Below are 25754 nucleotides of genomic sequence, written 5' to 3'. Positions count from 1 at the left end.
GATGGAGAACATAGAGAGAAAAGTATGCGACTGGATCGATTCGCATGAAAAAAAAGCGGTTCGCCTTTTGAAAAAGCTCGTCGGTGAAAAAAGCACAAAGGGAGACGAGTTTCACGCCCAAGCCGTCGTGTTGGAAAAATTGCGGCAGTTTGATGCTGAAGTTGATGTGTGGGAGCCGAGCATCAAACAGTTGGAACAGCATCCGCTGTTTAAATCCGACAGAACCAGCTTCAAAGAAAGCCCGAACATCGCTGCCGTAAAACGAGGATCAGGAGGGGGGAAATCACTGATTCTGAACGGACACATCGATGTCGTGCCTGAAGGAAACCGAAAAGACTGGGACACCGAGCCGTTTCAGCCGATCATGAAGCAGGGAAGGATTTACGGGCGGGGCACCACAGATATGAAAGGGGGGAATACCGCGCTTTTAATGGCGATCGAAGCACTTGAACAATGCGGCGTCAAATTGAAAGGGGATCTCATTTTTCAAAGTGTTGTTGATGAAGAATGCGGAGGAGCGGGAACTCTCGCCGCCGTCATGAGGGGATACCGGGCGGACGGCGCTCTGATTCCGGAGCCGACAAACATGAAAATGTTTATTAAACAGCAGGGTTCGATGTGGTTCAGGATCACAGTAAAAGGGCTTTCCGCACACGGAGGCACAAGATATGAAGGTGTCAGTGCCATTGAAAAAAGCATGCTCGTCATCGAGTCCATCCGTCAGCTTGAAAGGGTGAGGAATAAAAGAATAACAGATTCATTATATGAAAATATCCCGGTTCCGGTACCGATTAACATCGGCACGATCAAAGGAGGCACATGGCCTTCATCAGTTGCTGACACCGTGGCGATTGAAGGAAGATGCGGCATCGCTCCGAACGAATCCCCTGAAGCCGTTCAGTCTGAAATGGAGAGCTGGCTCAAAGATCTCGAATATCATGATGAATGGTTCAAACATTATCCGACTGAAATCGAATGGTTTGGCGCCAGATGGATGCCCAATGACTTAGCTGAGAATCATGAATTAACGGCTGTCCTGACAAAAGCCTATCAAAAAATCACCGATGAACAGCCTGTCATAGAAGCTTCTCCATGGGCGACAGACGGAGGCGTCCTCTCACACGCGGGAAAGACACCCGTCATCGTCTTCGGCCCCGGGGAAACGAAAATGGCCCATCAAACCAATGAATACATCGAAAAGGACGCTCTCATCAAATCGGCGAAAATCATCAGTCTTTTTATTATGAATTGGTGTGATTATGAAAGGTGAAAAGACCAGCCGTTTTGGAGGGGAAGCCATGGCGGAAAAATGGAGCAATGACAGTTGCAGGCTTGAGATCGATCTTGATGTGCTGAATAAAAGAATCAGAATCATTCATTATGAAGGGGATGTGTGTACTTTTTTATATGACGTGCTGGAAACCGCAAAAGCGCATGATATTGAAAAAATCATCATGTTTGCGAAAAAATGTGACAGTACCGCTTTGCTGGAGCAGCTGTTTGAACCAGAAGGACAGATCGACGGATATTTTAACGGCCAAGATGCAGAAGTGCTTGTGAAATATTTAAAAGAAAGCAGACGAAAAACCGATGACTGGATGAAACAGGATCAAATGCTGGAAAAGTTGTTCCAATTACCGACCGAACATCATAAAAAACAGTGTTCATTTACGATCAGGCGGGCTGTAAGAGAAGATGCTCCTTTATTGGCACAGCTCTATAAGAACGTATTTCCGGTTTATCCGGCGCCGGTTTCCGACCGTGCATACCTAGAAAAGGTAATGGACGAAGGCAGCGTGTACTATCTCGCTTTTGACCAAACAAAACTCGCTGCGGCGGCATGCGCAGATGTCAATCCCGCTTTGGGGCATGCGGAAATGACGGATTGCGCCGTTCTGCCATCATACCGGGGCTTTTCTTTAACAAAGCGTCTCATCTCCGCACTTGAAGCCGATCTGAAAAAAGCGGGCATATTTTATGTGTTTTCAATTGCCAGGGCGGAATCCTTTGGGATGAACGCAAGCCTTTATCATTTATCTTACCGATACAGAGGGCGGCTCATCAACAACTGTCTCATCTACAAAAGCATTGAAAACATGAACATTTGGTGCAAGGATTTAAGCAAGTTCCCGGGATGACGGCAGTTTATTTCAAAAATGAAGAGGCAATATCCCTGCCGACCACATAAGTTGGAAAGTAATAGGGAAAATGCTGATAGGGGGATGTAATATGGCAAACGGCCTGTTCAAGCCGAAAAGACATTGGAAGGAAATTGAGCTTTGGAAAGATGTTCCCGAAGAAAAATGGAATGATTGGATATGGCAGCTGACCCATACGGTCAGAACGCTTGACGATTTAAAAAAGATAGTCAATCTGACAAAAGAGGAAGAAGAGGGAGTCAGAATGTCAACAAAGACAATCCCTTTAAATATTACACCTTATTACGCATCGCTCATGAATCCCGATGATCCCCGCTGTCCGATCAGGATGCAGTCGGTTCCGCTGTCTGAAGAAATGCATAAAACAAAATATGACCTGGAAGATCCCCTCCACGAAGATGAAGATTCACCCGTACCCGGTTTAACCCACCGCTATCCGGACCGCGTATTGTTTCTCGTGACAAATCAATGCTCGATGTATTGCAGATACTGTACAAGACGGCGGTTTTCCGGGCAGATCGGCATGGGCGTGCCGAAAAAGCAGCTTGACCATGCGATCGGATATATTCGCGATACGCCTGATGTCAGGGACGTCTTGATTTCAGGAGGAGACGGACTTCTGATTAACGACCAGATTCTTGAATATATTTTAAAAAACCTGCGCGCCATCCCGCATGTGGACATCATCCGGATCGGCACAAGGGCGCCGGTCGTGTTCCCGCAGCGGATTACCGACAAGCTTTGCGATATCTTAAAAAAGTATCATCCCGTCTGGCTGAATACGCATTTCAACACGAGCATCGAAATAACGGAAGAAGCAAAGGAAGCCTGTGAAAAGCTTGTCAATGCCGGTGTTCCGGTCGGCAATCAGGCGGTTATTTTGGCGGGCATAAACGACAGCGTTTCCATTATGAAAAAGCTGATGCATGATTTGGTAAAAATCAGAGTCCGCCCGTATTATATCTATCAATGTGATTTATCAGAAGGAATCGGTCACTTCCGAGCGCCGGTGTCAAAAGGTCTTGAAATCATTGAAGGCTTAAGGGGGCATACGAGCGGATACGCAGTTCCGACTGCATTTTTTATTTCATGTTAAGGATAAAATAGCATCGCCTTCGAGGAAAGGGAACAATTTTATGAAACGAACATTCGATCACATAAAACATGTTGCAATTTACCTAAGGATAAGTCAGGAAAAAAGGGGAGAAAATATCGAAACTCTTGAGAACCACCGTCAAATTCTTTTTGAGTTGTGTGACGAAAACGGCTATACGTATAAAGAATATGGAGAGGTCATTAGCGGAGGAAAATCTGAAATTGAACAAAGGAAAGAATTACAGAGGCTACTTGAAGACATTGAGAAATTTGACGCTATACTTTGTTTTGAATTAACAAGAATTTCACGTAATGGTTTGATCAGTCAGACTGTCAAACAATATTGCATTGATTATGACAAGCCTATTTTGACCCCATACCAAACATACGACCTTTCAAATTCAGAAACAGACAGACTTCTTTATGATGTTGGAAGTATGATTTCCAGTCATGAACATGGGACTATCGGTAAAAGAAGCAAGGCCAACAAAAAACAAATGTCTAAGGCTGGATTACATGTCAGCGGGAATGTTCCTTTTGGATACAGAAGAAACAATGAAACAAAAAAACTTGAAATTTATGAGGAAGAAGCTAAAGTGGTGAGGTACATTTTCAAACTTCACTCAGAAGGCTTGGGAAGCTTTAAGATCAGGGACATTTTAAACTCCGAAGGGTATAAATCAGCTACAGGAAAAGCATTTGAACTTCCAACAATTAAAAGGATAATAAAAAATCCTACGTATAAGGGTACAATTGTTTTTAATGATCGTAAAAAAATTAAAAAGAATGGCAAGTTTGTTTACGAGCCCGTAGAAACAATTCAGGTAGAGAACGCTCATCCAGCAATAATCCCTCCAGCTGAATGGGATAGGGCAAACAGAGAACGTGTAAACCGAGCCAAACAAGCAGCTATAATACGGGAAAAACCTGCTACCACAACAGGAACTACCATGCTTAAAGATTTGGTCTATTGCGGAGTTTGCGGAAGGAAAATGAGGATATTTTTTGACGACAGAAGCAGTACAGGCTATGTGATACAGCGGTGTTATCATTTATATAACGGAGAAAAGTGCCCTAACCGCGGAATCAAACTTGAATTAGTCGAAGAAGAAGTCGCAAAAGCGCTCCCCAATTTTAAGAAAAGGCTTGAGAAAAGTGTGGAAAGGCTTAAGCAAGAAAAAGAAGCCGGAGTAGAAACAGATATCAAGCGGAAAATAAAACAACAAGAAAAGAAATTAAAAGATTTAAATGAGCAGCAAGACAAATTAATAGACTTAGCGTTAAAAGGCATCTTCAATGATGAGGAGTTACGAAACAAAAAACAGGAGCTAATCGATGAGATTAACCATACTGAGTCAACGATTACTTCTCAGAAAGAAAAAATCAACAATATTGATGTAGACGACCAAATAAATAGCCTTATGAGTATTATCGGACTTATTGAGAAACTTCCTAATATGGACACTGAAGAAGTAAATAATTCATTAAAAACGTTTATTCAGAAGATAGTATACACCAGGGTTTTACCTCCAGAGCTGCTTAAAAAATCAACCCGAAACATAGAAAGAAAAGAATATCCATTTGAAATTGAAATTGAATTTATTGAATGAAGGCTAAAATAACTTTTAAGAAAAAACTTTGAGTAAGAAGGGTTTTTCTTTTTAAATCCTTATTTATAGAGTAATATGTTGAAAACCGTTCTGAGGCAGGGATTATTTATACGCTACAAAGGAGAAGGGGATAATGCGTAAACATAGGTGTCTTGTATACATTAATTTATAAAGTCAAAATCTAAAACAATAGGCAAGAGTGCAATACAAGGACAAATACCCCGAATAAAATAAAAAGAAAAGGGGGGTATCATGTATAATAACCACGCTTACAGTTCTTTTAACTACCTAAATCCATGTGAACAATGTCCGCCTGGTAGTCGAAGGGTAAAAAATTATTTCAAATACTGTTATTGGGGAATCTGTTTCTGTCAGGACGGCTGTTACCCTGATGACCCTGATGTTCCAGGGTGTGTAACGCCAATAGGTAAATGCAAACCCTGTATGACATGCATTTAATGTCAAGCACCTACAACCGTAGGTGCGCTTCAAAATGTAGACAAGCTTCTTTTTTCAAAAAGTCCTCTTTTCCCTTTTCAACCACACCTAAAATAAAACATCTACATACTATTCCCTCTTTTTAAAGGTCATGTATACCTCAAACACTTTAGTCTTGACATCTTTTTTGACTAAAGTAAAATCGACTTCTTTTATGGTGTATTTTTCCCTTTCGTCAGAATCGGGGACATCATAATTTAAGCCATACTGTTCTATGTACTGATGAAAAGTTTTAAAGTCCGAGAAAGTCATGTGCTTAATTGATATTGGATATGCCTCACCTGTTCTAAAAAGATAGACGTTTATTAATTCCCTTTCCATTGACTAGCCTCCTCTAGATGTTTTTTGATATATCTCTTATTAAATTTTAGTTTTTAACACTTAAGCTTCATTTATGCATGATACATAAAACAGAGGAATGTGAGATGCTTGTGTATTCCCGATAAAATCCTCATTTTATTAAACCTGAAAGCAGCTTGAATACATCTTAAATATAAAGTATTCTGTATCCAATTATTGTGAATTTAATTATTCTTTAATATCTTTGCATCTCAGTTTAAGAACTTTTCATGGTATGTTAAATTTTACTGAATCCATAGCCAAAAGGGGAATGTGATGATGTTAGGGATTAAAGTTGAAAAATCAAATGAAAACTTAATTATCAGTTGGTAGTTATCCAAAATTGAAATTCCAATAAAAGAAATAAACGATGTGTTTTTTTACCCGAACTATGGGGGAGAGGAGAAAAGCGCAGTAAGGATTGGGTTTCCTTATGGATCTACGGATAGAGTAGTGATAAAAACAGCAAATAACACTTATATTTTGTTCACCACTGATGCTGCTTCTATTATGAATAAGATCGTGTCTTAATAAAAAACTGGTGTCCATTTAAAATTTCGCTATTAAATGTTTTTGCGTGGTAAAATTTAGTGAGATCCTTTACAAAGGAGGAGCTTTTATGGAAGAAGGAAAGTTAGTTCAAATGACTCTAAATGGTATTAAGAAAGCAGTTTCTAAATATGGTACATTCCCTATGTTCCATCATGGGGGGTATGTCATGGAAGATGCTACTTTTCATTTCGAAGATCCAGCAAGTCCTCAAGCAATTAGCGACTTAGAAAAGAAGTTAGGTGTTACTTTTCCTAATGATTATAAAGAGTTTTTGTTGCAACACAATGGGATGGAAATGTTTGATGGCGTTGAAATACTTAACATAGAAGGAATCATTGAATATAACGAAGTTCAAGATTTCCCCGAGGGATACGTCCTAATTGGATATCATTTTGACGGAAGATATGTCATAGACACAAACAAATCAAGAAACGGATTAGGTTATATGTTATATCTAGATTCCATTGATGCTATAGAAGATGCGGTTAACTTAGATTCTAATTTTGAGATATGGTTTGATATGTTAGTGTCTTCTAACGGGACGAAATATTGGGAAGTGAGTCCGAATATCCAAGAGTATTATAAACTGGTTTCAGAATAAGAAGACTCCAAAAAGGAGTCTTCATCTACAGTTTTACTTCTTTTTTGAATAAGAAGCCCACCATGGATTTACTTCTTTCCTATGAAAATTCGCATCGATTGGAATTAAATTGCTTGTCTGATTACCTCCGCCATACTCCCTAGGTAGTTGATGATGAATCTCAAATTTTGTCCAAGTTTTTTTCCATATTTTTTATCATACCAATCCCTATACGCTTCGCGTTCTTTAGTTCCACATTCTTTTGGCACCCATTTAATAAACGCATTAGGTGGGGCTAATATATTTAATCCTGATTGCTTATCTGTGTAGTTGGAGGGGAAAAACATACCCTTCATATTTGTTAGGTATAATCCTTCAGTCCAAGTTAACGTTCTAATAGTTGGCTTTTTTCCAGCCCATGTAGCGATGGCACTTCCTGAGTATTTCCAAAAGGTTGTTGTATTTACGTTGATGAATTGATGAACTTCCGAGCCCTTTTTGACTTGAGACCCAATAAAGGTTTTTCTTATAACATGGGGACAAGTAAACTGTTTGTTATAGTAACCACTCTTGCATAAGGTTTGTAGCACCTCTACTTATATTCCCACTACTTTAGAAATTTCGACTCCGTGCCAGATTTAACTAAAGGTAACGACAAATACACTTCAGGTACCATGAAACACATTTATCATGGAGAAATAAATAGGCGTGGAAAAGCTGTAGGTTATTATCATCATGAAAGTATGATGGGTGGTAAATTATACCTGGAACTGAAACCAAATCTGATAAAAATGGGGTTTTTATGGCGAAGGTTGAGGTTGACGGTGTTGAAAAATTAGCAGAATCAAGTTTCTTCCCAAGAGAGTGGAACCGCGCTGATGTATTAAAAGCAATTAATGAAGCATATCAGTCTAAGAAACAAATTGGCCGAAATAAATATGTAGGTAAAAGTTCATCAGGGATTGATATAGAGATGTATTTGAATAAAGACGGCTCAATTGCTACAGCATATCCGTTATATATAAAATAATTTCCAAAGAGGATGAAAAACTAATGAAATATTTATACGAATTTAAAAGAGATCCGTTAGGATATTTGCGAATAGTTTTGCCGGCAGAAATTAGTCTTTTTTCTGACTTCATTGAAAATATTGCAAGGGAAGAACAGGCTAATGAGTATATAGAATGCATTGATAAGGTTTTAAAAGGAACATATGAAAATTTTGAAATTCAGTTAAATGCTATAAGTGTATTCATAAAAAAAGATGTGACAATTGTTGAAAATCCTTTTATGATTGAAGAACCTTATAAAAACTCAATAGAAACCGATCAATTTAGAGAGTTGCTATTAATATGGCGAAATAAAATTCCTGACAGATTCAAAGATTAATTATAAAACCTTGAGTGGCAGATCATTCGAGGTTTTAAACCCATAAACTGATGTGGATAATTAGGAATGAAAAATGGTCTGGGAGAAAAAGTTTTGATGAAAAAGAGAAAGATTAAATTTCTCAAAGAGTTGCTTTACAATACAGAGAAAGACAGTGCAATAAGCCAGATAAGTAACATTGCAAACCCTTTGATTCTTCATGTTTATGCAGCAAATTATAATTGGAATAGCGGCTTTGATACTCCAAAAGCAATCCTTGAAAATGAGAATTGCGATTTTGGGACAGGGTTATTAATGTTTCATTGTGCAGATGGTTATCGTATGTTGGAAAATCCAGACGATGTTAAAACATCTACTTTAGAAGAGTGGAAGGATTTTTTAGTCCAAATTTATAATAGGCTTATAAATTTGCAGTTTAAATCTCAGAATATTTCATTCGACCCTGAATTAACAAAGGTTCAAAAGTTTAAGTTGAAAAAAAATAACCCGAATATTCCCGATATTTTACTTGATAAGTCACCAGGAAGTATGGTTGATATTCCAAAAATTTAATGCATTTCAAAAAACCTTGAAAGGCAGTTGCTATCAAGGTTTTTATTATTCAAATCCGAAACAGGTACTGGAAATGGAGAGCTAAGCAATATGAAAATAGGGACTAGAGGTGTTATGTATTGACTTACGAAAAAGTAGAAAAATTAATTGATGAAAACAAAGACCATGCAACTATTACAGGAGGAGTCTCTGAAGAAAAGGTTAAATTTATTGAAAATGAACTTAATGTCAACCTTCCAGAGAGTTATAGATGGTTTTTAAAAAAGCATGGTTCGGGAGGTGTCTATGCTGCTAACATTTTGGGCTACGATCTGGTAAGTGCATCTGTAGTTGAAAAAACTAAAGAGTATAGAGAGCTTTACAACCTAAATGAAGGATTAGTAGTGATAGAGGATGTCGATATCTTTGCCTACTGCCTTGATACGAATAAAATGGTTGATGGAGAATGTCCTGTTGTTGTTTGGGCAACTCAAGCAGGTTATGGAAGAACTGTTGAACAAGATTTCTTAACTTTTCTTTTTGAAAGGCTAAAAGAGAAAAAAGAAATTTGGGAAGAAGACGAAGATTAGGACGATGAAGAGTGATTAAAAAACCCTCATCCTATATTAGGGTGGGGTTTTCTTTGGGAAATTATGAGACGGGCTTTTTTGTAAAAATAAATTAAAAATCAATTGTTAAAGTTAAAAAAGTCCTATAAACTAAAATTAAATAATTGTTTTAGGAGGTGAGATTATGTTCAATGAAATGGAAAGGGAAGCTTTACGTTTGAGACTGGAACAGCTTAATGATAAAGAGATTACTGTCATGCAAGAAATCCAAAAAGAACGTGATAACATCTATTCTAAGCTACGCGACTTGGATGGAAAAGACGTTGAATATCCTACAATTAACAAAAAGCTTTCATTAATCAATTTGGCTGGTGCTACAGCCCAAAAATTGAAACAAACCAAATATTCAAATCAGCAATCTCTTCCAACAAATAACGTATCTCCGTTAAACTCAGCAACACAAACACTTCATAGGTCTAAAACTTCTATACAGCGAGAGGAAGCATTAAAAATATTGAATAAGCAAGAAGAGGGTATTAGAGGAGCAAGACTCCGGACAGAAATTGAAAAAGAAACTGGTATGAAAATTAAAAATATGACTACTTTCATGGGCGGTCTTATGAAACACCATCCTGAAGTGAAAAAACCATATCGTGGTCAATATGCCATTCAGAATGAAAAGTCCTTTGAATAAGGGCTTTTTGTTTTGATGAAATAAATTAGTGTATAATGAGAACGTAAATTCGATTTCAAGGTGATGAGGCTATGAGACCAATTATTTTCGATGAACTTGCTGATGCAATCCATGAGAAAATCATAATTGATTTATGCATTCCGCTATGGAAACAAGAATTTCTAAAGCAGAATCTAATCAAAACAATGGGCTCATTGATTACTATGAGGGCAAATTAAAAAAGTTGATGCTGCTAAGGAAACAAACCAATGATTATTTGAGAAAACAAAACACAAAGATCCAAGAAACTGTCACAAGTGATGACATGTTTGTTGAATATCATTACTATATTAAAACTGAAGAAGGGGGGATCAAAGAGGGGCGTTCGAGGTATTGGAAAGAGGCTTTAAAACTTTATATGATGAAGGATTGTGAGAAAGGGCGATCCCTTGCTTACCTTAATATTTCTTAAATTATTTCTCTTCAACCTTGACCCAAAAACCAAAAATAGGATATGCTCATGAAATAGAGATTGTAAAAATGAGGGATTTTTGTAAGGGGGGATTTTTTGGGAAATGAATAGTGATAACAGTGTTTGGAAAAAGAATTTCACCTTTCTTTTTGGCTCTAAAATGGTGAAAATAATCGCAGACAGCTTTGCTTTTACTTCTATTTTGTGGTTTCTCATTTTAGATGGAAAAGGGGCTGTCGGAACAGGTATGTTAATAGCTGTCACCCTTCTTCCACAAGCTTTGATAGCACCATTAATTTCACCTTTAATGAGAACAAAAACTCTTAAGTTCTGGATGTTCTCTGCAGATATGACTAGAGCTTCACTGATGCTCATCATTCCAATTTTTTATTTTAACGGATTTTCACCATTATGGTTCATTATTTCATTAATGCTGATACATTCGGCAACTGGGGCTTCTTATGATCCTGCATCTGTCTCCATGATTCCGCAAATTGTTAAGAGTGATCTTATTCAAAAAGCCAACGCCACCATAGAATCTTCAGCCCAAATTGTAAAATTGATCTCGTTAATGATTTGCGGCATATTGATTGCCGTAATTGGGGCGGCTTATACAATGCTTATTATATTTCCATTTTACATTTTTTCAGCTTGTTTAGTTCTCTTTATTAAATACAGCTTAAAAGATGACAGTTCTCATGAACCAAAACCAAAAGGTACATATTTGAAAAAGCTAAAAAAAGGCTTCATACTTGTTCGAAATCATCATATTTTGCTTCCATTAGCTGTATACTGTATTTTTTTGAATCTAGGTTCTGCTCCTTGGGAGGCGCTCTCGGCGATCTATCTTTCAGAAGATTTAGACGGTGGATCAGTCATTCATTCTTTCATAAGAGTTGCAACAGCATCAGGAGCCTTTTTAATGGGGTTCATCTTAACGAAAGTAAGGGTGAACCGATATGGGCTATTGTTTGTAACTGCTGGGATTGTAGAAGGAACTGCTTTTTTCATTACAGGCATGAATTCACTATTGCTATTACTTCTTCTCGCAGCATTTGTTTTGGGGGCAACAATCAGTGCTATAAATGTACCCGAACATACCATTATTCAAACCTCAGTTGCAGATGAAGATCAGCCGCAAGTATTTGCTGTCATTAGAATGATTTCCCATGTGATGGTTCCATTAGGAGCTTTAATCAGCGGATATGCAGCTACTGCTTTTGGTGCGGGAAAAGTCATCGCTTTTGGCGGACTGATTGAAATTCTTGCTGGTATCGCTATTTTAACCCTTACGAAACTGAGCAAAACCAAGCGCTCAGAATTGATGAGGGGTAAAGAGGAAAGTTTAAAATTGTAAGAAAATTCACATTTTAAATACCGAATATTTCAAAAACATAGGCAATGAAATAAGTTAAAAAATAGAGAAGAAAGGGGTTTTTATTTTGGTCGATAAAAGTGTAATACCATATGACTTAGTCGCAACGAAAATGAATTATTGGTATGTTGCCCTTAAAAATAATTGGGTTGATGAAGCTGAAAAAATGAAATCTGAGGTCAAACAAGAGATAGCTATAATGGAAGAAAACCAGGATGTTCTTATCTATTTTTCATTGCTAGAATTCCGTCATAAATTGATGCTTGATTACCTTTGTCCAGATGCAGCAAGAGATATAGAGGTTCATTATGAAGAGTTAAGGGAAAAAACTAAGGGTGGAAAAAACTTAAATGGAATGCTCGAATATTATTATTATTTCTTCACAGGAATGTACCATTTCAGACAAAAGGAACTGCTCCATGCTTTGGGTTACTATCAGAATGCTGAAAATCAGTTGAATTCATTTGAAAGCGATGAAGTTGAGAAGGCTGAATTTTATTTCAAATTGTCAGAAATTTATTACTATATGAAACAAACATATTTTTCAATGTATTATGCTAATCATGCATATAAACTTTATTTGAAACAGCCTACATATGGTCAGCGTAGGGTACAATGTCAATTTTTGATGACTGGTAACTGGTTAGATAAAATGAATCCTGAGAAAGCCCTGAATCATACTAATAAAGCTCTGGCAGATGCAGAGGAGCTGAAAGTAGATTATTTAATCGGTTCTTCACATTTAAATATTGGAATATGTTATAATCAACTTGAAGAACTTTACAAAGCAGAAAATCATTTTCAAAAGGCTGCAGAACTTTATAAAAATGAAAAGCACAGCTTTTTACCAAAAGCCCTGTTTAACATTTCACATGTTAAAGCTAAGCAAGAGAAGTGGATTGAAGCAGAAGATCAGTACTTCGAAGGTAAGGAGTGGGCTCAAAAGTTTGGGGATCAAGAATTCCTTGCAAAGCTGAAGATGATTTACGGAATGTACTTATCATTTGACCTTGATGCAGTTCGAGAATCCTTTGAGTTCTTCAATAAGAAAGGGATGTACGCCGACATAGAAGAGTACGGAGTCATCGTGGCTGAATTTCTACAGGGGAAAGATATGCTACACGATTCACTTGAGTTTTATCGCAGGGTAGTTGAGGCGAGAAGACAAATACAAAGGAGTGGGATAGTGCATGAAAGCTAAGTTATTGATTTGTTCTATTCTGTTATTAGGTGCAGTTGGTGTGGTGGGGTCTTCCTATGTCCAATCAATAAATACAGCATATTATGTTGCTGACAGAGTAGCAATTTAAAATTGAGACCGAATGTTAAAATATAAAGCTCAGCTAAACTTTATTAGAGTATTTAAGAACAATTAAAATAGACCAGTCCATGAGTTTATGGTTGGTCTTTTTCATCATTTGGATGTAATACATTACATTTTATTTTGACATAGAAATAAAGTCCAGAGACACAGCCAGCAACAAAGACGCAATTGACGAAAAGTATACTTTAGTATTACTGGTTATCCAGGAGATCTTAATGATAGAGATGGTGCAGTATCACAATACAGAATGGCAGGAAAAGTCGCTTCCGAATCAAAAAATGTAGCATATTATACAATTGATACGTACAATGGACAATCAGGTTCAGCATTATTTAATACAAGCGGTCAAATAATTGGCGTACATAATGCCTGGTATGGTGATGTGAACGGTGGTCCCAAGATGACAAAGCCTTTCAGAGATTTTATTGCATTTGCGCACACTCAATAGTGTATTAATAGCTCTGTCATCCGACAGAGCTATTAAATTAAAACTGTCATTTTAATAGAATTGGAAGTGAACTAACGGTGGGGGAGTGATTCACGAGAGTATCCCATATCCTTTTTAATATCCGTAAAGATATTTGAATGATACCAGTTACAGAGTATTTTGATGTAGATAAGAAAAAGCCCCTAAGGGCTTTTTCTAAGTTGTTTTGATATTAATTAAAGCCGTCAATATCCAGGTTTTCTATGTCAAGATTCAGGCTTTTCAATTGTTTTAATAAAACTTCAAATTTTAAGCACTCGCCATTTTTTAATTCTTCTGGAATATCTTCAGGATGTGCTATTTTCATTCCAGCCTCTATCCATTGTTTACGATACAATTGAAATGCAGCTTCAATTAAATGATCTGGAGTTACAATAAAGCCTAAACTCACATCATGATCTTCACTGTAGCCAAATTCAAAATTGCAACATGGACAAATATCAAATGTTTTTTGATATTCGCCATTACATAAAAGATTTTCATTTAATCCTTTATATCCGCATACTAGACAGGAATATAATTCTTTTTCCAACATTGATCCCCCATTTATTTATTATCTACATTATTGACGTTTATAATATTCATAACCAGCTTTTTTATTTGGATGTTTTGGCTTGAAATATGTAATAATCACATCCTTATCCTTTTGTCGTTCTACTGCTAAAAACTCATTGGTCTTTTTATTATACTTATAATAACGATATTTTCCATTGAATTTTTTCTTACTTCTTTTTTGGAGAACTGTTTTGCTAGTAGCTTTCCCTAAAAAAGTTCGTGCTTTATTCAAATATGAGATTTGGAAATATTGCCAAACTCTTTTTTGTGCTTTTTGTAATGAGAATCTAATTTCGACATACTTACTTTTCTTACGGCTTTAGACGCGGAGGTTTTTTTACCATACTTTTTCGTTGCTTTGCTAACACTGGATTTTCCAAATTTCTTAATAGCTTGTTTAATGCCAATACGTGCAACAGTAATAGCAATTACAACTAAAGGATACCAGGAGGCTTGAACTTCAGCAGTATTTACTTTAAATTCTTCTCCTGTTTCAGTATCGGTTAAAGTTGCAATAAAATCTCCGTCATCATTTACATCTTGTAATTCCACTTCAAAATCGCCCTGGAAAAGTGTACCGTTATCATCTTCTGCTTCTGCGGAAACTATCATCTCACTAGTTTCTAAATTTAATTCTAGTTCACCGTCAACCGATAAATCATCTGTTTCAATCTTTGTTTCAATATTTGCTTCATCACCATCGACTTGGCTTTCTATGCTAACATTATCATCATCGACAGACTCACCAAAAAAATCTTCTGTTTCAGATTCTATTTCCTCACTATTAATTAGGTCTTCATCTTCCTCATTATTGTCTTGTGTTTGATTTGTTGTTGCAGAGGCAAAACTTGTTCCTACGTTATAAAATACAAAAACAGCTAACAAGAAGCTAATAAAATACTTCAATCTTGATTCTCCTTTTTCTTAGTTATATTGCGTTAACCCGTAACCATACTCCTCATCTTAACCAAATCTCTTGCTGTGCTCTTTAAAATTTTTAAGACATCTTGTCTTTCTAACTTTGGATTTTTAGATAGGATATTTGATACTATACCTGTGACATAAGCTGTTGCAAATGATGTACCATTAACAGTTTCTAATTTACCTAAAGGAGTTAAAACAGGAACCTGAACGCCAGGTACAACAAAATCAACTTTACCTTTAGCTGCAAATTTATCTCTTTTTAGGTTTTTATCAACAGAAGAAACAGATATGACATTTTGATATTTTGCAGGATAATCTGTTGAAAGACCCAATGTATTACCAGCAGAAGCGATAACTACAATATTATTCTCGATTGCTTTGTCAATAGCATGTTTTAACCTTTTGTCATATTTTTGAAAACCAAAGCTAAGATTAATAATGTCAACATCCTGCTTAATACTCCAATTGATTCCGTTAATTACATCATCAACGTCACCACCTCCTTTATCGTTAAGTACCTTAACATCAAATAATTTCACTTTAGGTGATACTCCATGAACTGTTTGCTTATTAGCAGGAGCTATTAAGATACTGGCTAAGGCTGTGCCATGACCTAAAGAATCTGTAGTAGTAGGTTTGTTATTTATAGCATCATATGAAATTATTGAACTATTCTTAAAAATTGACAAAGAACTACTGACTCCACTGTCCAATAATGCAACCCTATAAGTCTGCAGCTACTCATGATAAAGAAGAAGCTGACAAAGTTAGAGTAACACAAGGGAAAATTGGATTGAATGAATACTATGTCCAAGACAATTTAAAGTCGTTCCCGCAATTGTCCACTAACTTTGTTAACCGCCTAAAATCAGATGAAGAATACAATCCGAGAGCAGAATTTGAAGTTGAATTATTCGTAAAAGGGGTTAAAGAAGAAAAAGTGAAAGGGGAAGAAACGGGAAGAGTTTTATTGGAAGGGTACGTACCTCTATATGGAGGAAAGATTATTTCCTTTACATTCACGGTAACAAAAGAGGGGTCTGACTATGTAGAAAACAATTATGAAAAGGGGAACACTGTTAAGGTATTCGGAAATATCATCAATTTTAAAGAAATGAAAGTGACAGTTCAAGAATCGGCATTTGGGAAAGACAAAGAAAACATTACATATAATACAAAGCGCGAATTCTTAATTACAGGTGGCTTTGAGCCATATGACGAAGACGATAAAGCAGCTTATGACGCTGAAGCAGTTAAAGCAGCATTGACTGAGAGAGAGCTTCAATTAGAGAAAACGAAGAGCGACAGCAAAAAAAATAATAAAAATGAGAAGAAAACGGGATTTGGAGGAAAAGCAAGTACAAGTCCTTCTAAACAAATCTCTAAAGATGATCTGCCATTCTAATAATTAATTGCAGTTAAGAAAACACTATTAAACTATTTAAAAGGAGTTATGTTAATGGTTTTAAACATTTTTAATCCTCAGATTTCTGTAGTAGCAAAAGGGCTTGAGGGAAAAGTTATTACGATGTACGGATCTAACAACTTAGGAAAAACAAAACAAAGCACCAGAATGAAGAAACCACTTTATCTTCCATTTGAAAAAGGGCTGAACGCAATTGCTGGAGTTCCTTTCATGCCAATTAAAAAAAACACCTAAACAAAAGGAGATCGAAAAAATGACACTTCAAATCAAAATCAAATATGTAGATGAAACACAAGCACGAATTTCAAAAATCGAACAGGGTGATTGGGTTGATCTGAGAGCTGCGGAAGATGTATCTATTCCAAAGAATGAGTTTAAATTAATTCCCCTCGGAGTGGCGATGGAATTGCCTGAAGGGTATGAAGCTCATGTTGTTCCTCGTTCAAGTACATATAAAAATTTCGGTGTCATTCAGACAAATTCAATGGGCGTGATTGACGAGTCATACAAAGGAGATGACGATTTCTGGTTCTTCCCGGCTTATGCGTTGAGAGACACTGAAATTGAGAAGGGGGATCGGATTTGCCAATTTAGAATCATGAAGAAGATGCCTACAATTGAATTAGTTGAAGTTGATCATTTAGGCAATGAAAACCGTGGGGGACACGGCTCAACTGGGACTAAGTAAATAAAGAACCTTGGCTGATTTTCTGAAGGAAATTAATCATGGAGGTTGGCCAAGGTATAACTTATCGTATTCAAAAATGAATAATTTAATACGGAGGATTTAGTTATAAACAAATTTTAAAACGAGAGGTTTTGAAAAAGCGAAATAGTAATAACTAAAGTTGATAAAGAGCCTAAAGATATCAAAGATGCAATTTTTCGGTTGTTTTGCTTTTTTGAAGGTTTACTTAGTTCATGGGTTAATGCGCCCCATAAAAGCATGGATGCTAAAATAATAATACTCATATACATTTTAATCCTCCCCTTCTTATATTTTTATAGTTTTAACATTGTCACCGATTTTACCATATTAAGGCTTGACATGTCGATGAAATAAGCATCTCTATAAAAGAAGACTTTTATCGCTATTATTGAGGAGGTGCAAAATGAATAAAACGAAGCAAATTAAGCACCATTTAGAGAAGATTGAGAAACTCGAACAAACACTTACTGTATTGAGGAGTCAGATGAGCTGCATATCGATGTCTTACAAAAAACCAGGAGGAGTTTAATGAAATAGGCGACTTGGCTTTGGAGGCTTATAAAGACTTGACTGAACAAATACGCAATGTAGGAAACAAAACGATCAATGATCGAATTAAAAAACTTCCTGAGGCTGTTACGAATGGTGTTAGGGAGCAGATGAATGAACTAATAAATGAGTTGAAGGGAGAGGCCTAACATCATAAATGCTGCAGATTCAGTTTTGAAATCTAATTTAGACAAAGTGCTGTTTGAAGGAAAATCAGATAAGGGGCAAAAAATTCGCACTAAGTGGTCGGACGAAACGCCAGCATATACTTTAAAATGCTTTGGGGTTCTAAATGAGTATGATTTGCAAGAAGAATTTCCTATTGCGACTTTACGGCCAACAGCTTTCAAATCAGGACTGAAAGAAATTCTTTGGATTTATCAAGATTAATCTAACGATGTACAGTTGCTAGAAGAAAAATACGGAGTTAAGTATTGGCGTAGCTGAGCTAATGAAGATGGGAATCTTGGTTTAGCTTATGGAAGACAAATGAAGTATGAACATCAATACAAAGAAGGATACTTCAATCAGATTGACAGGTTGATTTGGGATCTAAAAAACAACCCATATAGCAGACGAATGATCACCAATTTGTATAATCACCAAGATCTTCATGGAATGACACTGTATCCGTGTGCTTTTTTGACAATGTGGGATTATGGTGGCGAATATTTAAATATGACTCTTGTTCAACGTTCTTCAGATTATCTTGTGGCAGGGAACATCAATGTAACTCAATATGCACTGCTGCAACATATGATTGCACAAGTATGAGGAGTGGTTGATTGGCAAGCAATCAAGGTAAAGTATTTGAAGTAAACGTAGAAAAATCAGCAAAAGACCAAAGGATCTTCTTCTACAGAATAAAAGATGTCAACCCCATGTCTTTGAAGAAAGGGGCGGCAGTATCCAAGAATAAATATGATTGCTTCTTACATTATAAAGGGTTCCTGTTTCCTGTTGAGTTGAAATCAACAAAGAATAAGTCCTTCTCTTTTAGCGAGAAAATTATAAAGAGTCAACAAATCAAATACCTAAAAGAAGCATCCAAATTCGATTATGTGATGCCTGGGTTTCTGTTTCAGTTCAGGGAACCTGAAAACAAAGTTTTTTTTGTACATATTGATGATTTCCTTACATATAAAACATAGCTGAAAATCAGTTAAAACATACATATAAGAACAAAGTGAATAAATCAAGTATACCGATCAAGATTTGTGAAGAGATTGGAACCGAAGTCAGATGGATGAAGAAAAAAGTCAATTATACATATTATTTGAACAAGCTCTGTGATGAGCTTATAAAACGACATAGTAATGAGACAAGTTTGAGATCGCATACCCTTTTGAAAAAGGGTGGTGATGCTTATTGAAATATGTCCCTGGAGTAAAGTATGAACTTGAAAGAGAAAGCAGCCCAAATTGCATTCTAAGTTTTAAAAATGAACCCAACTATGATCTCATGGCCGAGGCTTTTATAAATTTATATTATAGACTTAAACTGAAAGGAACAGTGGATTAAATCCATTGTTCCTTTAAAAATTGGGAGGCAATTTAACAATCTTCAGCTTTACTATGGTGTAATGGTGGCGGGATTAACCATCCTTTTTCTTTATTAAGTCGAAGAACTTTTGCTCCAAGCGCTGCTTTTTGAACATGAAATTGCCCGAACATCATAGCTATATCTTCTCGAATTGATTGACCCATAATCTGACTACATGAAACTAATCCTGTAGCGATGTCTTTAGACAAAGAAGCTGATATTTCTGGGTCTTGAAAACGTGCTCCAGTTGGAATATCGTCTAAACATGCTTTAGGCCGTTCAGGAGGAGTTGGGGGTAAACCGATACCATTTTGTTTTAATAAAGTTTCAATTTGTTTAATTTCTTGCTGTCCTCCCTGAATGGCTTCTTCAAGTAATTTTTGCAGGTCTCCATCACCAGCATGATTCAACTGTGTTTGATAACATGCAACCATTCCTTTAGCAGTTGTAAGAAATGACCATGCACCAAAAACTTCACCATAGTGCATCGGTTCATCAGTTGGATTTCCACTTAAGATTCCCATTAAAACACTCCTTATCGCTTTTGTAAAATACATAAAATACTTTCTCCTTGAAATTAAGTAACAAGCAAAGTATTTGCAAAGGAAGTAAGTCTTATTCTCATTTAGAAAGAAAAAGGTAAACACTCAAAAGAAACATACAATTTTCCCCATACAGATAAAGTTGTATATTATTAAAATAGCTTACAGATGGTAAACACATCTTTTACATGAAATAAAAAACGCTGTACCGACCTTTGTCGTTGACGCGCCTGGCGGGGGCGGGAAAATCGCCATTCAGCCAAACTATCTGATTTCGCAAAGTCCTGATAAAGTCGTGCTCCGCAATTTTGAAGGCGTCATTTCGTCATATCCCGAGCCTGAGAACTATGTGCCGGGCAGAGCCGATGATTATTTCGCCGAAATCTATCCTGAAGTGATGAAAGAAAAAGAGCAGATCGGAATCTCAGCGATATTTGAAGATCAAAGCACGTCCTATACACCTGAAGGCTTAGCCCGCTTAAAAAGAAGGGAAAGCTATTCCGACAGACCTGATCATGAAACATTGAAAAGCCGGCGGGCCAAGCGGGATGAATTAAAAGAAAAGAAATTTCTCGCTCAGCAGAAAAAAGACAGCGAAGCTGAGGGGCAAACGCAATGAACAGGTGCGACTGGTGCGAGGAAGTAAAAGCTGAGCACGATCAGACAACCGTTTATTGGGAGCTTCCTGACGGAATGAAAGCGATTGAAATTACCCATACTCCCGCAGTCAAATGCCGTAGCTGCGGGATGGTGTATCAGAAAGACGCCGTCATCGAAGAGATTGAAAACCAGCTCCTTCTGATCGATACGAAAAAACTGCCGTTGTCTGTATCGTTCGACACCCTGATGAAAACAGAGCGGATCCTCAAGCGCAATTACTTTGATTTCTCTTCATGAAGCCGGCTTTTGGCCGGCTTTTTGCATGGGCAAAGCGATTTTGTTTGTAATTTTCCCGGCGGGCTGTATAATAATACATCAAAAGAGGACAGGAGGGGAAACCGTGAAATCTTTTTATCATTATTTAATGAAACACCGCCATCCAAAGCCGAAAGACGCGATCAACGAATTTGCCAATCACGCCTATCTTGATCACGGATTTCCGAAAACATCAAATCATTACGATGAAATCAGTTCGTATCTTGAACTCAATGGAGATTATTTATCGTCAATGACGACATTTGATGAGGCTTGGGAAAAATATATATCGGAAACAAAGCAATAAGAAAGCCGCAGACATAAGAGCTGCGGCTTTCTTACTTGAGCTGCGCGCCCCTCGCACTTCTAGGTTTTTCGGAAAACTCACCAATGCGCTGTATCCTTGCCCATGCGAATTGACAGCCTAGTGCATACGATAAGCGTAAGACGGAAGTGTTAAGGCAAGGGGGAATCAAAATGAAGCCAAATGCGCCTAAATATAAAGTCGGGGATGTTGTCGTCGTCGTCATGTACGGAACGGTCGGAACGATTACGAAAGTTCATAAAATCGATAAGCATTTTCTTTATGAAGTGAATCAAAATGAAGTTCTTTATTTTGAGTCTTCTTTAGAGCTTTATAAAGATTATGATGGGGTTATCGTCGATACGGAAAAGCTTGATATCGAATATGAATTTTTAATCGGGGATGTCGTGTATGTAAAAGATTACGGCAAAGAATTGTTTAAGATCACCGGACACAGAACGGAAATCTGGAGATATGTAGATGACGGCTGGGAAGACATCATTTATGAACTGACCCGTTTGAAAGACGGAGAATGGCTTGAGACAGAAGAAGAAGATTTGACCCTTGTGCTCAGAACATACGAAATGGATCAGTTTGTTCATCAGCTTCTCTTTGTCCATTATGTCGGCGAAGCTGGACAGGAACTTGATGAACCGATTACAGAAAAGGTATTTCTGCCATTTGCAGGCGATCCAGAGGAACAAGAACATGAGCGTGAAGTGGCAGTTGCTGTGGTGGATGAACTGCTGGATATCTATAACGATTACAAAGTATTATATGAAATGTTTCACGATGCGGAATATAAGGAAATGATGGAATTTGTTTTAAACAGTCTGAAAGAATATTTCAGCTGAAAAACACCAAGTATAAAAAGTAAGGAAAACAGCCGAACAAAATGATTCCGAACATCGCTTTCAAGACCCTTTCCAACATCAGGTCGAAACCGTCCCCGTCAAGTGCTTCGATCACTTTTTGGATCATTTTCTCTACCCCTTCCGGCTTTGTTTTGTTACAACATGTATATGACCAGGGACAAACATTATGACAAACCGGTTATAAATCTGACGGCCAGCTCATACATCAGAATAAGGAGGCGATCAAAATGAAAGAAATTGAATTAATGATAGATACAGAAGAAATCGCTGATTTTTTTTATCTTGAGCTGACAAGAAGAGGCTACATACCGAGCGGTGATGAACTGTTCGAAATTGCCGATATCACCTTTGATTATTTGATTGCAAAATGTATGATAGATGAGCATATAGAGGATTAAGCGATAAGGACCGAGGGCTGCTTGCCTTCGGTCTTTTATCATATATTGCCCTGCGCGAGAGTCGGGGTGTACAATGTTTTACGAGACAATTCAAGGAGGCGCAGGCTTTTCATGAACAAAACAATCATTTCAGCCGCGGTTTTTATGATCATGGCTGTCCTTATCCGTTTTCAATCGGTGCAAATGATCGACGTCAGCATCTCTCAGGCTGTTGCGGCTGTCAGGCAGCCTTTTTTCACCCCGTTTTTTAAAGTGATGACTCATTTGGGATCAAGCGCCTTCCTGCTTGTGCTCCTGCTGGTTTTGACCCTGATACTTGCCGTTCGCAAAAAAGCGGCGGTATCAATGTACGTCTATCTGCTCTTTTTTGTTGAAAGAATGGTCAATGAAGCCTTAAAAGAATGGATTTCCAGGCAGCGGCCGGCGGTTGATCCGCTCGTACATGAACCGTCTTTCAGCTTTCCGAGCGGACATTCGATGAATGCGGCGAGCATGTACCCATTTATCGCATACATCCTTTTGATGCACGTTCCTTTTTTCAAAACGCACAGGACGGCAGTCTTGATTTGGACAGGCCTTTTCACCGGACTCATCGGAGCCAGCCGCATTTATCTCGGCGTCCATTACACAACTGATGTTATAGCAGGATTTTCTCTCGGTTTGGCGCTGTTTTTCATATTCAAGAAAATTGACGAAAACTCCCCGCTTGTTCGACAAAACTAGTCAAAGGGTTTGTCTGGCAAAACGCCAATAGTATAAAAAAAGGGAGGGATCGTATTGCCGTTAATGTTTCAAATGTTTAAAAAGAAGCTGACAGCTTATGACGTGACGATTTTTCAAACGCCTTGCTTTGGTGAAGATAAGGGATATGAGATGGTTTACAGAACAGAAATAAACGGCAGAACCCATGAAGATGCACTGGAACGGACGTTTTCTACCTTTAATGTATATGACACGGTGCCGAATGACTATAAAGCCAGATTTCTTGCTACAGGCGATATCGTTTTAATTGATGAAGGAAGAAAGGGAAAAACTTATTATAAACTGCTTTCAACGGGATGGAGCAAAATCAACCGGATTTTGCTGCAATCATCCTAAACGCAAAAAACTGCGGAAGCACTGTCCGCAGTTTTTTACGTTGTATCTTTTCGCTTTCTGGCGCTGAACTCTTTTTCGTGCGCTTCCTCCGCTGCAATCACATCTTTTGCAGGGATGTGATTGTTTTTTTTCAGCCCGGTTACTCTGTTTCGCTGTTTTTTGCCCATTGTGCGATAACCTCCTTCCTAAAAAATAGGATGACTAAACAGCTCATCATTTATCCCGGGGAAATCTTTACTCTGTCATATTGATAGACGACGGGTAAACATAAGGATGCTTCGGCTCCTTGATCACTTTCCGCTGTTTTGCCTGAATGATCGGAATGACGGTTCCATGATATGAGGCTTTGCCGAGGATTCCTTCTATCTCAATCCATGTGTCGCGCTTCAAGTCTTCGGCTCCGTCCCACTCGGCAAGAAAGCCGATCAGGCTTGCATCAGCAATGCAGTGCGTGATCAAAAAGCGGGAGACGACAAGCTGGTGCTCTTTCAGGCCGGCTTCTTTATGGACAAAGCCTTTGACCTTGACTTGTTTTCCGATATACCGATCCAGATGATCACTGATTTCATCATAATAGTCAGCAAACATATCGTCCTTCATCACAACGGGATTCTGTTGTTTAAATTGAGCCATTTTTCGGTCATAGGCCGTTTTCGGTATAGTGGATTCAGACCTTTCTTTTTGGATCTCCGGTGTTGTCACATGTCCGCTATTCTCAGCATCTTGATTGAGCTCCGTTTTGGTCAGCATTGTTCCTTTGTTCGCGGCAACAGATGAATTCAGCACGGCCGGTGCAAAGGTAAAACCAGTAATGAGCGGCAGTGCGATCACCGCATAATGGATCATTTTAATGAAGAAAGGCTTGGACTGGCCATGGTCATGATCACAGCCGCAGTTTTCGTGCTTGTCGTGCCGGGTGATCCAGATCCTTGACAGCTGAATGACAAACAGAAAAGCGAATGCGCCCGCGGCAATCATGCTCGTGTATTCATATTTCGGATTGATCAGCCTGTTGATTTCCCCTGTATGGTGGAGTTTGAAAATAAAGCCCGAAAACGCAGCTAAAATTAGCGCGCGCAAGAATTGCTGAGGCTGAAAAACCATATCAAAAACCTCCTCTCTATAGCAAGCTGACGGCTTTTACACAAATATAGACGATCAACGTGATCAAAAATGATAAACAAATCACAAATTTTGGTTTGAAAACATGCAGCATCATAATCGTGTTTTTCAAGTCGAGCATAGGTCCGTACACCAAAAATCCAAGGATGGAGGAAGCGGGGAACAAGCTGGTGAAGGAAGCCCCGATAAATGCGTCCGCTTCTGAACAAAGCGATAAAAAGTAAGCCAGCCCCATCATCACCAAGGCGGAGTCGACCATACCCCCTCCGATGAGGAACAAAGATTTTAAAGGAAGGTATGTTTGGACAAGAGCGGCGACTAAAGCCCCAATAATCAAATATCTTCCCATATCAAAAAATTCATCAATCGCATGTTTCAGCATACCAAAAAGCCGTTCTGAAAAAGGGGCTTTCGTATGGCCCGTATCATGCCGATGTCCGATGCTTTCTGTTTTCAGTTGATTGGACTTAAATAGAAAGCTGATGACCAAAGCGATCAAGACCGCGGCGGCAAAACCGGCCGAGACTCTTAATACCGCCATTCGGACATCATTGCCAAATGCCATATATGTCGACAGGATGACAATCGGATTGATCAGCGGACCGGTCAGAAGAAAGCCGACACCGGCATAGATTGGAACGCCTTTAGCAACAAGCCTTCTGACGATCGGGACGATGCCGCACTCACAAGCCGGGAAACATGCACCGAGCAAACAGCTGACGATCACTGCTGAAAACTTGTTTTTTGGCATTAGGGCGCGAATATGTTCTTCAGTAATAAAAATTTGAATGAACCCTGCGATGAAAACACCGATCAAAACAAACGGAAGCGCCTCAATCAAAATGCTGATGAAAATCGTATTTAACTGCTGAATGGAAGCCGGCACATGAAAAGAAAGCCCGGCCGTCAGCGATCCGCCGATTGAAACAAAGCATATTAAAATCCCGATTACAAGAATACCTGTAAAATCTATGATATAACTGTTGAGGGACCGAAACATATTTTTTCCTCCATCCTGATCTTTAATCGGAATGATTCTTTTTTAAAATATGCTTGTCCTTTTTTAAACATGACAAGTTTTCTGCAGAGGCTTTATTTTCTTTTTCTACCATGTTGGTTTATAATACATAATGCGAGTGGAT

General features: G+C 38.0%; 29 protein-coding genes and 8 pseudogenes. 27 read left to right on the top strand and 10 right to left on the bottom strand.

The window, feature by feature from the left end; all coding sequences use genetic code 11:
- The first annotated feature begins 1 nt into the window (after nucleotide 1).
- The 4 genes and pseudogenes from RBH91_RS12330 to RBH91_RS12315 all read left to right on the top strand — a co-directional run bounded on the left by RBH91_RS12330 (nucleotide 2) and on the right by RBH91_RS12315 (nucleotide 4864).
- A complete protein-coding gene (locus tag RBH91_RS12330) occupies nucleotides 2–1270 on the top strand; it encodes a peptidase (protein ID WP_307891785.1) in 1269 nt (422 codons plus the stop codon).
- A gap of 28 nt (nucleotides 1271–1298) precedes the next feature.
- The gene (gene ablB, locus RBH91_RS12325; RefSeq protein WP_307891784.1) at nucleotides 1299–2138 is read left to right on the top strand and encodes a putative beta-lysine N-acetyltransferase; all 840 of its coding nucleotides are present in this window, start codon (nucleotides 1299–1301) and stop codon (nucleotides 2136–2138) included.
- Between the two features lie 91 nt (nucleotides 2139–2229).
- Nucleotides 2230–3234, top strand: a pseudogene (gene kamA, locus RBH91_RS12320) (lysine 2,3-aminomutase); the annotation flags it as partial.
- Between the two features lie 61 nt (nucleotides 3235–3295).
- Nucleotides 3296–4864: a recombinase family protein gene (locus RBH91_RS12315; RefSeq protein ID WP_307891783.1), complete on the top strand. Its 1569-nt coding sequence runs from the start codon at nucleotides 3296–3298 to the stop codon at nucleotides 4862–4864.
- A gap of 567 nt (nucleotides 4865–5431) precedes the next feature.
- On the opposite strand, the gene RBH91_RS12310 is transcribed toward RBH91_RS12315, so the two are convergent.
- Complete coding sequence (locus RBH91_RS12310) at nucleotides 5432–5683, bottom strand: hypothetical protein (protein ID WP_307891782.1); 252 nt, start codon at nucleotides 5681–5683, stop codon at nucleotides 5432–5434.
- Between the two features lie 297 nt (nucleotides 5684–5980).
- Between RBH91_RS12310 and RBH91_RS12305 the strand changes: the two are divergent.
- Together RBH91_RS12305 and RBH91_RS12300 are read left to right on the top strand one after the other, a co-directional pair.
- Nucleotides 5981–6232 (top strand): annotated as a pseudogene (locus tag RBH91_RS12305) (SunI/YnzG family protein).
- Between the two features lie 187 nt (nucleotides 6233–6419).
- Complete coding sequence (locus RBH91_RS12300; protein ID WP_307894728.1) at nucleotides 6420–6854, top strand: SMI1/KNR4 family protein; 435 nt, start codon at nucleotides 6420–6422, stop codon at nucleotides 6852–6854.
- A 104-nt stretch (nucleotides 6855–6958) separates the two neighbouring features.
- Here the strand turns inward: RBH91_RS12300 and RBH91_RS12295 are convergent, their stop codons facing one another.
- Nucleotides 6959–7423 carry a hypothetical protein gene (locus RBH91_RS12295; RefSeq protein ID WP_307891781.1) on the bottom strand — a complete coding sequence of 155 codons (465 nt, stop codon included), beginning with the start codon at nucleotides 7421–7423 and terminating at the stop codon, nucleotides 6959–6961.
- Nucleotides 7424–7635: 212 nt separating this feature from the next.
- Between RBH91_RS12295 and RBH91_RS12290 the strand changes: the two genes are divergently transcribed.
- The 8 genes from RBH91_RS12290 (at nucleotide 7636) to RBH91_RS12255 (ending at nucleotide 13043) form a co-directional block, all read left to right on the top strand.
- On the top strand, nucleotides 7636–7863 hold the full coding sequence (locus RBH91_RS12290; protein WP_307891780.1) for an EndoU domain-containing protein: 228 nt from the start codon (nucleotides 7636–7638) through the stop codon (nucleotides 7861–7863).
- A gap of 23 nt (nucleotides 7864–7886) precedes the next feature.
- Complete coding sequence (locus RBH91_RS12285) at nucleotides 7887–8222, top strand: tRNA-Val4 (RefSeq protein WP_307891779.1); 336 nt, start codon at nucleotides 7887–7889, stop codon at nucleotides 8220–8222.
- Between the two features lie 96 nt (nucleotides 8223–8318).
- A complete protein-coding gene (locus RBH91_RS12280) occupies nucleotides 8319–8774 on the top strand; it encodes a DUF4274 domain-containing protein (protein WP_307894727.1) in 456 nt (151 codons plus the stop codon).
- A 119-nt stretch (nucleotides 8775–8893) separates the two neighbouring features.
- The gene (locus RBH91_RS12275) at nucleotides 8894–9343 is read left to right on the top strand and encodes an SMI1/KNR4 family protein (protein WP_307891778.1); all 450 of its coding nucleotides are present in this window, start codon (nucleotides 8894–8896) and stop codon (nucleotides 9341–9343) included.
- Nucleotides 9344–9506: 163 nt separating this feature from the next.
- Nucleotides 9507–10016, top strand: coding sequence for a Rok-like winged helix domain-containing protein (locus tag RBH91_RS12270; RefSeq protein ID WP_307891777.1), 510 nt, complete (start codon nucleotides 9507–9509; stop codon nucleotides 10014–10016).
- Between the two features lie 145 nt (nucleotides 10017–10161).
- Nucleotides 10162–10467 carry a hypothetical protein gene (locus RBH91_RS12265; protein ID WP_307891776.1) on the top strand — a complete coding sequence of 102 codons (306 nt, stop codon included), beginning with the start codon at nucleotides 10162–10164 and terminating at the stop codon, nucleotides 10465–10467.
- A gap of 103 nt (nucleotides 10468–10570) precedes the next feature.
- On the top strand, nucleotides 10571–11824 hold the full coding sequence (locus RBH91_RS12260) for an MFS transporter (RefSeq protein ID WP_307891775.1): 1254 nt from the start codon (nucleotides 10571–10573) through the stop codon (nucleotides 11822–11824).
- A gap of 85 nt (nucleotides 11825–11909) precedes the next feature.
- Nucleotides 11910–13043, top strand: coding sequence for a response regulator aspartate phosphatase (locus RBH91_RS12255; RefSeq protein WP_307891774.1), 1134 nt, complete (start codon nucleotides 11910–11912; stop codon nucleotides 13041–13043).
- A 782-nt stretch (nucleotides 13044–13825) separates the two neighbouring features.
- Here the strand turns inward: RBH91_RS12255 and RBH91_RS12250 are convergent.
- From RBH91_RS12250 to RBH91_RS12240, 3 genes and pseudogenes are all read right to left on the bottom strand, one after another.
- Nucleotides 13826–14188: a hypothetical protein gene (locus RBH91_RS12250; protein WP_307891773.1), complete on the bottom strand. Its 363-nt coding sequence runs from the start codon at nucleotides 14186–14188 to the stop codon at nucleotides 13826–13828.
- 27 nt (nucleotides 14189–14215) lie between these two features.
- Nucleotides 14216–15114 (bottom strand): annotated as a pseudogene (locus tag RBH91_RS12245) (SAR2788 family putative toxin).
- Between the two features lie 32 nt (nucleotides 15115–15146).
- Nucleotides 15147–15821, bottom strand: coding sequence for a S8 family serine peptidase (locus RBH91_RS12240; RefSeq protein WP_307891772.1), 675 nt, complete (start codon nucleotides 15819–15821; stop codon nucleotides 15147–15149).
- A 23-nt stretch (nucleotides 15822–15844) separates the two neighbouring features.
- Here RBH91_RS12240 and RBH91_RS12235 point away from each other — a divergent pair.
- From RBH91_RS12235 to RBH91_RS12210, 6 genes and pseudogenes are all read left to right on the top strand, one after another.
- Nucleotides 15845–16537: pseudogene (locus RBH91_RS12235) on the top strand (hypothetical protein); the annotation flags it as partial.
- A gap of 54 nt (nucleotides 16538–16591) precedes the next feature.
- A pseudogene (locus RBH91_RS12230) lies at nucleotides 16592–16777 on the top strand (AAA family ATPase); the annotation flags it as partial.
- A gap of 34 nt (nucleotides 16778–16811) precedes the next feature.
- Nucleotides 16812–17246 carry a dUTP diphosphatase gene (locus RBH91_RS12225; protein WP_307891771.1) on the top strand — a complete coding sequence of 145 codons (435 nt, stop codon included), beginning with the start codon at nucleotides 16812–16814 and terminating at the stop codon, nucleotides 17244–17246.
- Nucleotides 17247–17833: 587 nt separating this feature from the next.
- Nucleotides 17834–17965, top strand: coding sequence for a hypothetical protein (locus RBH91_RS12220; RefSeq protein WP_307891770.1), 132 nt, complete (start codon nucleotides 17834–17836; stop codon nucleotides 17963–17965).
- Between the two features lie 46 nt (nucleotides 17966–18011).
- Nucleotides 18012–18590, top strand: a pseudogene (locus RBH91_RS12215) (thymidylate synthase).
- Between the two features lie 11 nt (nucleotides 18591–18601).
- Nucleotides 18602–19188: pseudogene (locus tag RBH91_RS12210) on the top strand (hypothetical protein).
- A gap of 181 nt (nucleotides 19189–19369) precedes the next feature.
- Here RBH91_RS12210 and RBH91_RS12205 read toward each other — a convergent pair.
- Nucleotides 19370–19882, bottom strand: coding sequence for a DUF3231 family protein (locus RBH91_RS12205; protein WP_307894726.1), 513 nt, complete (start codon nucleotides 19880–19882; stop codon nucleotides 19370–19372).
- A 205-nt stretch (nucleotides 19883–20087) separates the two neighbouring features.
- Between RBH91_RS12205 and RBH91_RS12200 the strand changes: the two are divergent.
- The 4 genes and pseudogenes from RBH91_RS12200 to RBH91_RS12185 all read left to right on the top strand — a co-directional run.
- A pseudogene (locus RBH91_RS12200) lies at nucleotides 20088–20519 on the top strand (lysine 2,3-aminomutase); the annotation flags it as partial.
- Complete coding sequence (locus tag RBH91_RS12195; RefSeq protein WP_307891769.1) at nucleotides 20516–20797, top strand: YokU family protein; 282 nt, start codon at nucleotides 20516–20518, stop codon at nucleotides 20795–20797. The pseudogene RBH91_RS12200 and the gene RBH91_RS12195, both read left to right, overlap by 4 nt.
- 103 nt (nucleotides 20798–20900) lie before the next feature.
- The gene (locus RBH91_RS12190) at nucleotides 20901–21122 is read left to right on the top strand and encodes a YozE family protein (protein WP_076763962.1); all 222 of its coding nucleotides are present in this window, start codon (nucleotides 20901–20903) and stop codon (nucleotides 21120–21122) included.
- Between the two features lie 170 nt (nucleotides 21123–21292).
- A complete protein-coding gene (locus RBH91_RS12185) occupies nucleotides 21293–21973 on the top strand; it encodes a germination protein YodN (protein WP_076763941.1) in 681 nt (226 codons plus the stop codon).
- Here the strand turns inward: RBH91_RS12185 and RBH91_RS12180 are convergent.
- Complete coding sequence (locus tag RBH91_RS12180; protein WP_094777373.1) at nucleotides 21966–22100, bottom strand: hypothetical protein; 135 nt, start codon at nucleotides 22098–22100, stop codon at nucleotides 21966–21968. The two genes, RBH91_RS12185 and RBH91_RS12180, sit on opposite strands and share 8 nt — an antisense overlap.
- Nucleotides 22101–22221: 121 nt before the next feature.
- On the opposite strand from RBH91_RS12180, the gene RBH91_RS12175 reads away from it, so the two are divergent.
- From RBH91_RS12175 to RBH91_RS12165, 3 genes are all read left to right on the top strand, one after another.
- On the top strand, nucleotides 22222–22392 hold the full coding sequence (locus RBH91_RS12175) for a YozD family protein (RefSeq protein ID WP_076763939.1): 171 nt from the start codon (nucleotides 22222–22224) through the stop codon (nucleotides 22390–22392).
- Nucleotides 22393–22503: 111 nt separating this feature from the next.
- Nucleotides 22504–23115 carry a phosphatase PAP2 family protein gene (locus tag RBH91_RS12170; RefSeq protein ID WP_076763937.1) on the top strand — a complete coding sequence of 204 codons (612 nt, stop codon included), beginning with the start codon at nucleotides 22504–22506 and terminating at the stop codon, nucleotides 23113–23115.
- Between the two features lie 63 nt (nucleotides 23116–23178).
- Entirely contained in the window at nucleotides 23179–23490 is a 312-nt protein-coding gene (locus RBH91_RS12165; protein ID WP_187444673.1) for a YodL domain-containing protein, read from the top strand.
- Nucleotides 23491–23525: 35 nt separating this feature from the next.
- Here RBH91_RS12165 and RBH91_RS12160 read toward each other — a convergent pair whose 3' ends face one another.
- The 3 genes from RBH91_RS12160 to RBH91_RS12150 all read right to left on the bottom strand — a co-directional run bounded on the left by RBH91_RS12160 (nucleotide 23526) and on the right by RBH91_RS12150 (nucleotide 25612).
- A complete protein-coding gene (locus RBH91_RS12160) occupies nucleotides 23526–23657 on the bottom strand; it encodes a hypothetical protein (RefSeq protein ID WP_094777372.1) in 132 nt (43 codons plus the stop codon).
- 67 nt (nucleotides 23658–23724) lie between these two features.
- Nucleotides 23725–24594, bottom strand: coding sequence for a TIGR03943 family putative permease subunit (locus RBH91_RS12155; protein WP_307891768.1), 870 nt, complete (start codon nucleotides 24592–24594; stop codon nucleotides 23725–23727).
- A 16-nt stretch (nucleotides 24595–24610) separates the two neighbouring features.
- A complete protein-coding gene (locus tag RBH91_RS12150; RefSeq protein ID WP_307891767.1) occupies nucleotides 24611–25612 on the bottom strand; it encodes a permease in 1002 nt (333 codons plus the stop codon).
- Nucleotides 25613–25754: the final 142 nt, after the last annotated feature.

Source organism: Bacillus swezeyi (assembly GCF_030908325.1).
Lineage (GTDB): Bacteria > Bacillota > Bacilli > Bacillales > Bacillaceae > Bacillus > Bacillus swezeyi.
Note: the sequence above shows the minus strand (reverse complement) of the source record. Positions and strands in the feature narration are given on the sequence as shown.

Bases quoted from the DNA above. Each gene is read 5' to 3' on its own strand.
- RBH91_RS12285 (WP_307891779.1), top strand. From the start codon at position 7,887: ATGAAATATTTATACGAATTTAAAAGAGATCCGTTAGGATATTTGCGA.
- RBH91_RS12165 (WP_187444673.1), top strand. From the start codon at position 23,179: ATGTTTCAAATGTTTAAAAAGAAGCTGACAGCTTATGACGTGACGATT.
- RBH91_RS12225 (WP_307891771.1), top strand. From the start codon at position 16,812: ATGACACTTCAAATCAAAATCAAATATGTAGATGAAACACAAGCACGA.
- RBH91_RS12175 (WP_076763939.1), top strand. From the start codon at position 22,222: ATGAAAGAAATTGAATTAATGATAGATACAGAAGAAATCGCTGATTTT.
- RBH91_RS12170 (WP_076763937.1), top strand. From the start codon at position 22,504: ATGAACAAAACAATCATTTCAGCCGCGGTTTTTATGATCATGGCTGTC.
- RBH91_RS12260 (WP_307891775.1), top strand. From the start codon at position 10,571: ATGAATAGTGATAACAGTGTTTGGAAAAAGAATTTCACCTTTCTTTTT.
- RBH91_RS12250 (WP_307891773.1), bottom strand. From the start codon at position 14,188: ATGTTGGAAAAAGAATTATATTCCTGTCTAGTATGCGGATATAAAGGA.
- RBH91_RS12280 (WP_307894727.1), top strand. From the start codon at position 8,319: ATGAAAAAGAGAAAGATTAAATTTCTCAAAGAGTTGCTTTACAATACA.
- RBH91_RS12205 (WP_307894726.1), bottom strand. From the start codon at position 19,882: ATGGGAATCTTAAGTGGAAATCCAACTGATGAACCGATGCACTATGGT.
- RBH91_RS12290 (WP_307891780.1), top strand. From the start codon at position 7,636: ATGGCGAAGGTTGAGGTTGACGGTGTTGAAAAATTAGCAGAATCAAGT.
- RBH91_RS12160 (WP_094777372.1), bottom strand. From the start codon at position 23,657: ATGGGCAAAAAACAGCGAAACAGAGTAACCGGGCTGAAAAAAAACAAT.
- RBH91_RS12185 (WP_076763941.1), top strand. From the start codon at position 21,293: ATGAAGCCAAATGCGCCTAAATATAAAGTCGGGGATGTTGTCGTCGTC.
- RBH91_RS12150 (WP_307891767.1), bottom strand. From the start codon at position 25,612: ATGTTTCGGTCCCTCAACAGTTATATCATAGATTTTACAGGTATTCTT.
- RBH91_RS12330 (WP_307891785.1), top strand. From the start codon at position 2: ATGGAGAACATAGAGAGAAAAGTATGCGACTGGATCGATTCGCATGAA.
- RBH91_RS12265 (WP_307891776.1), top strand. From the start codon at position 10,162: ATGGAAACAAGAATTTCTAAAGCAGAATCTAATCAAAACAATGGGCTC.
- RBH91_RS12315 (WP_307891783.1), top strand. From the start codon at position 3,296: ATGAAACGAACATTCGATCACATAAAACATGTTGCAATTTACCTAAGG.
- RBH91_RS12180 (WP_094777373.1), bottom strand. From the start codon at position 22,100: ATGATCCAAAAAGTGATCGAAGCACTTGACGGGGACGGTTTCGACCTG.
- RBH91_RS12195 (WP_307891769.1), top strand. From the start codon at position 20,516: ATGAACAGGTGCGACTGGTGCGAGGAAGTAAAAGCTGAGCACGATCAG.
- RBH91_RS12300 (WP_307894728.1), top strand. From the start codon at position 6,420: ATGGAAGATGCTACTTTTCATTTCGAAGATCCAGCAAGTCCTCAAGCA.
- RBH91_RS12270 (WP_307891777.1), top strand. From the start codon at position 9,507: ATGTTCAATGAAATGGAAAGGGAAGCTTTACGTTTGAGACTGGAACAG.
- RBH91_RS12310 (WP_307891782.1), bottom strand. From the start codon at position 5,683: ATGGAAAGGGAATTAATAAACGTCTATCTTTTTAGAACAGGTGAGGCA.
- ablB (WP_307891784.1), top strand. From the start codon at position 1,299: ATGGCGGAAAAATGGAGCAATGACAGTTGCAGGCTTGAGATCGATCTT.
- RBH91_RS12155 (WP_307891768.1), bottom strand. From the start codon at position 24,594: ATGGTTTTTCAGCCTCAGCAATTCTTGCGCGCGCTAATTTTAGCTGCG.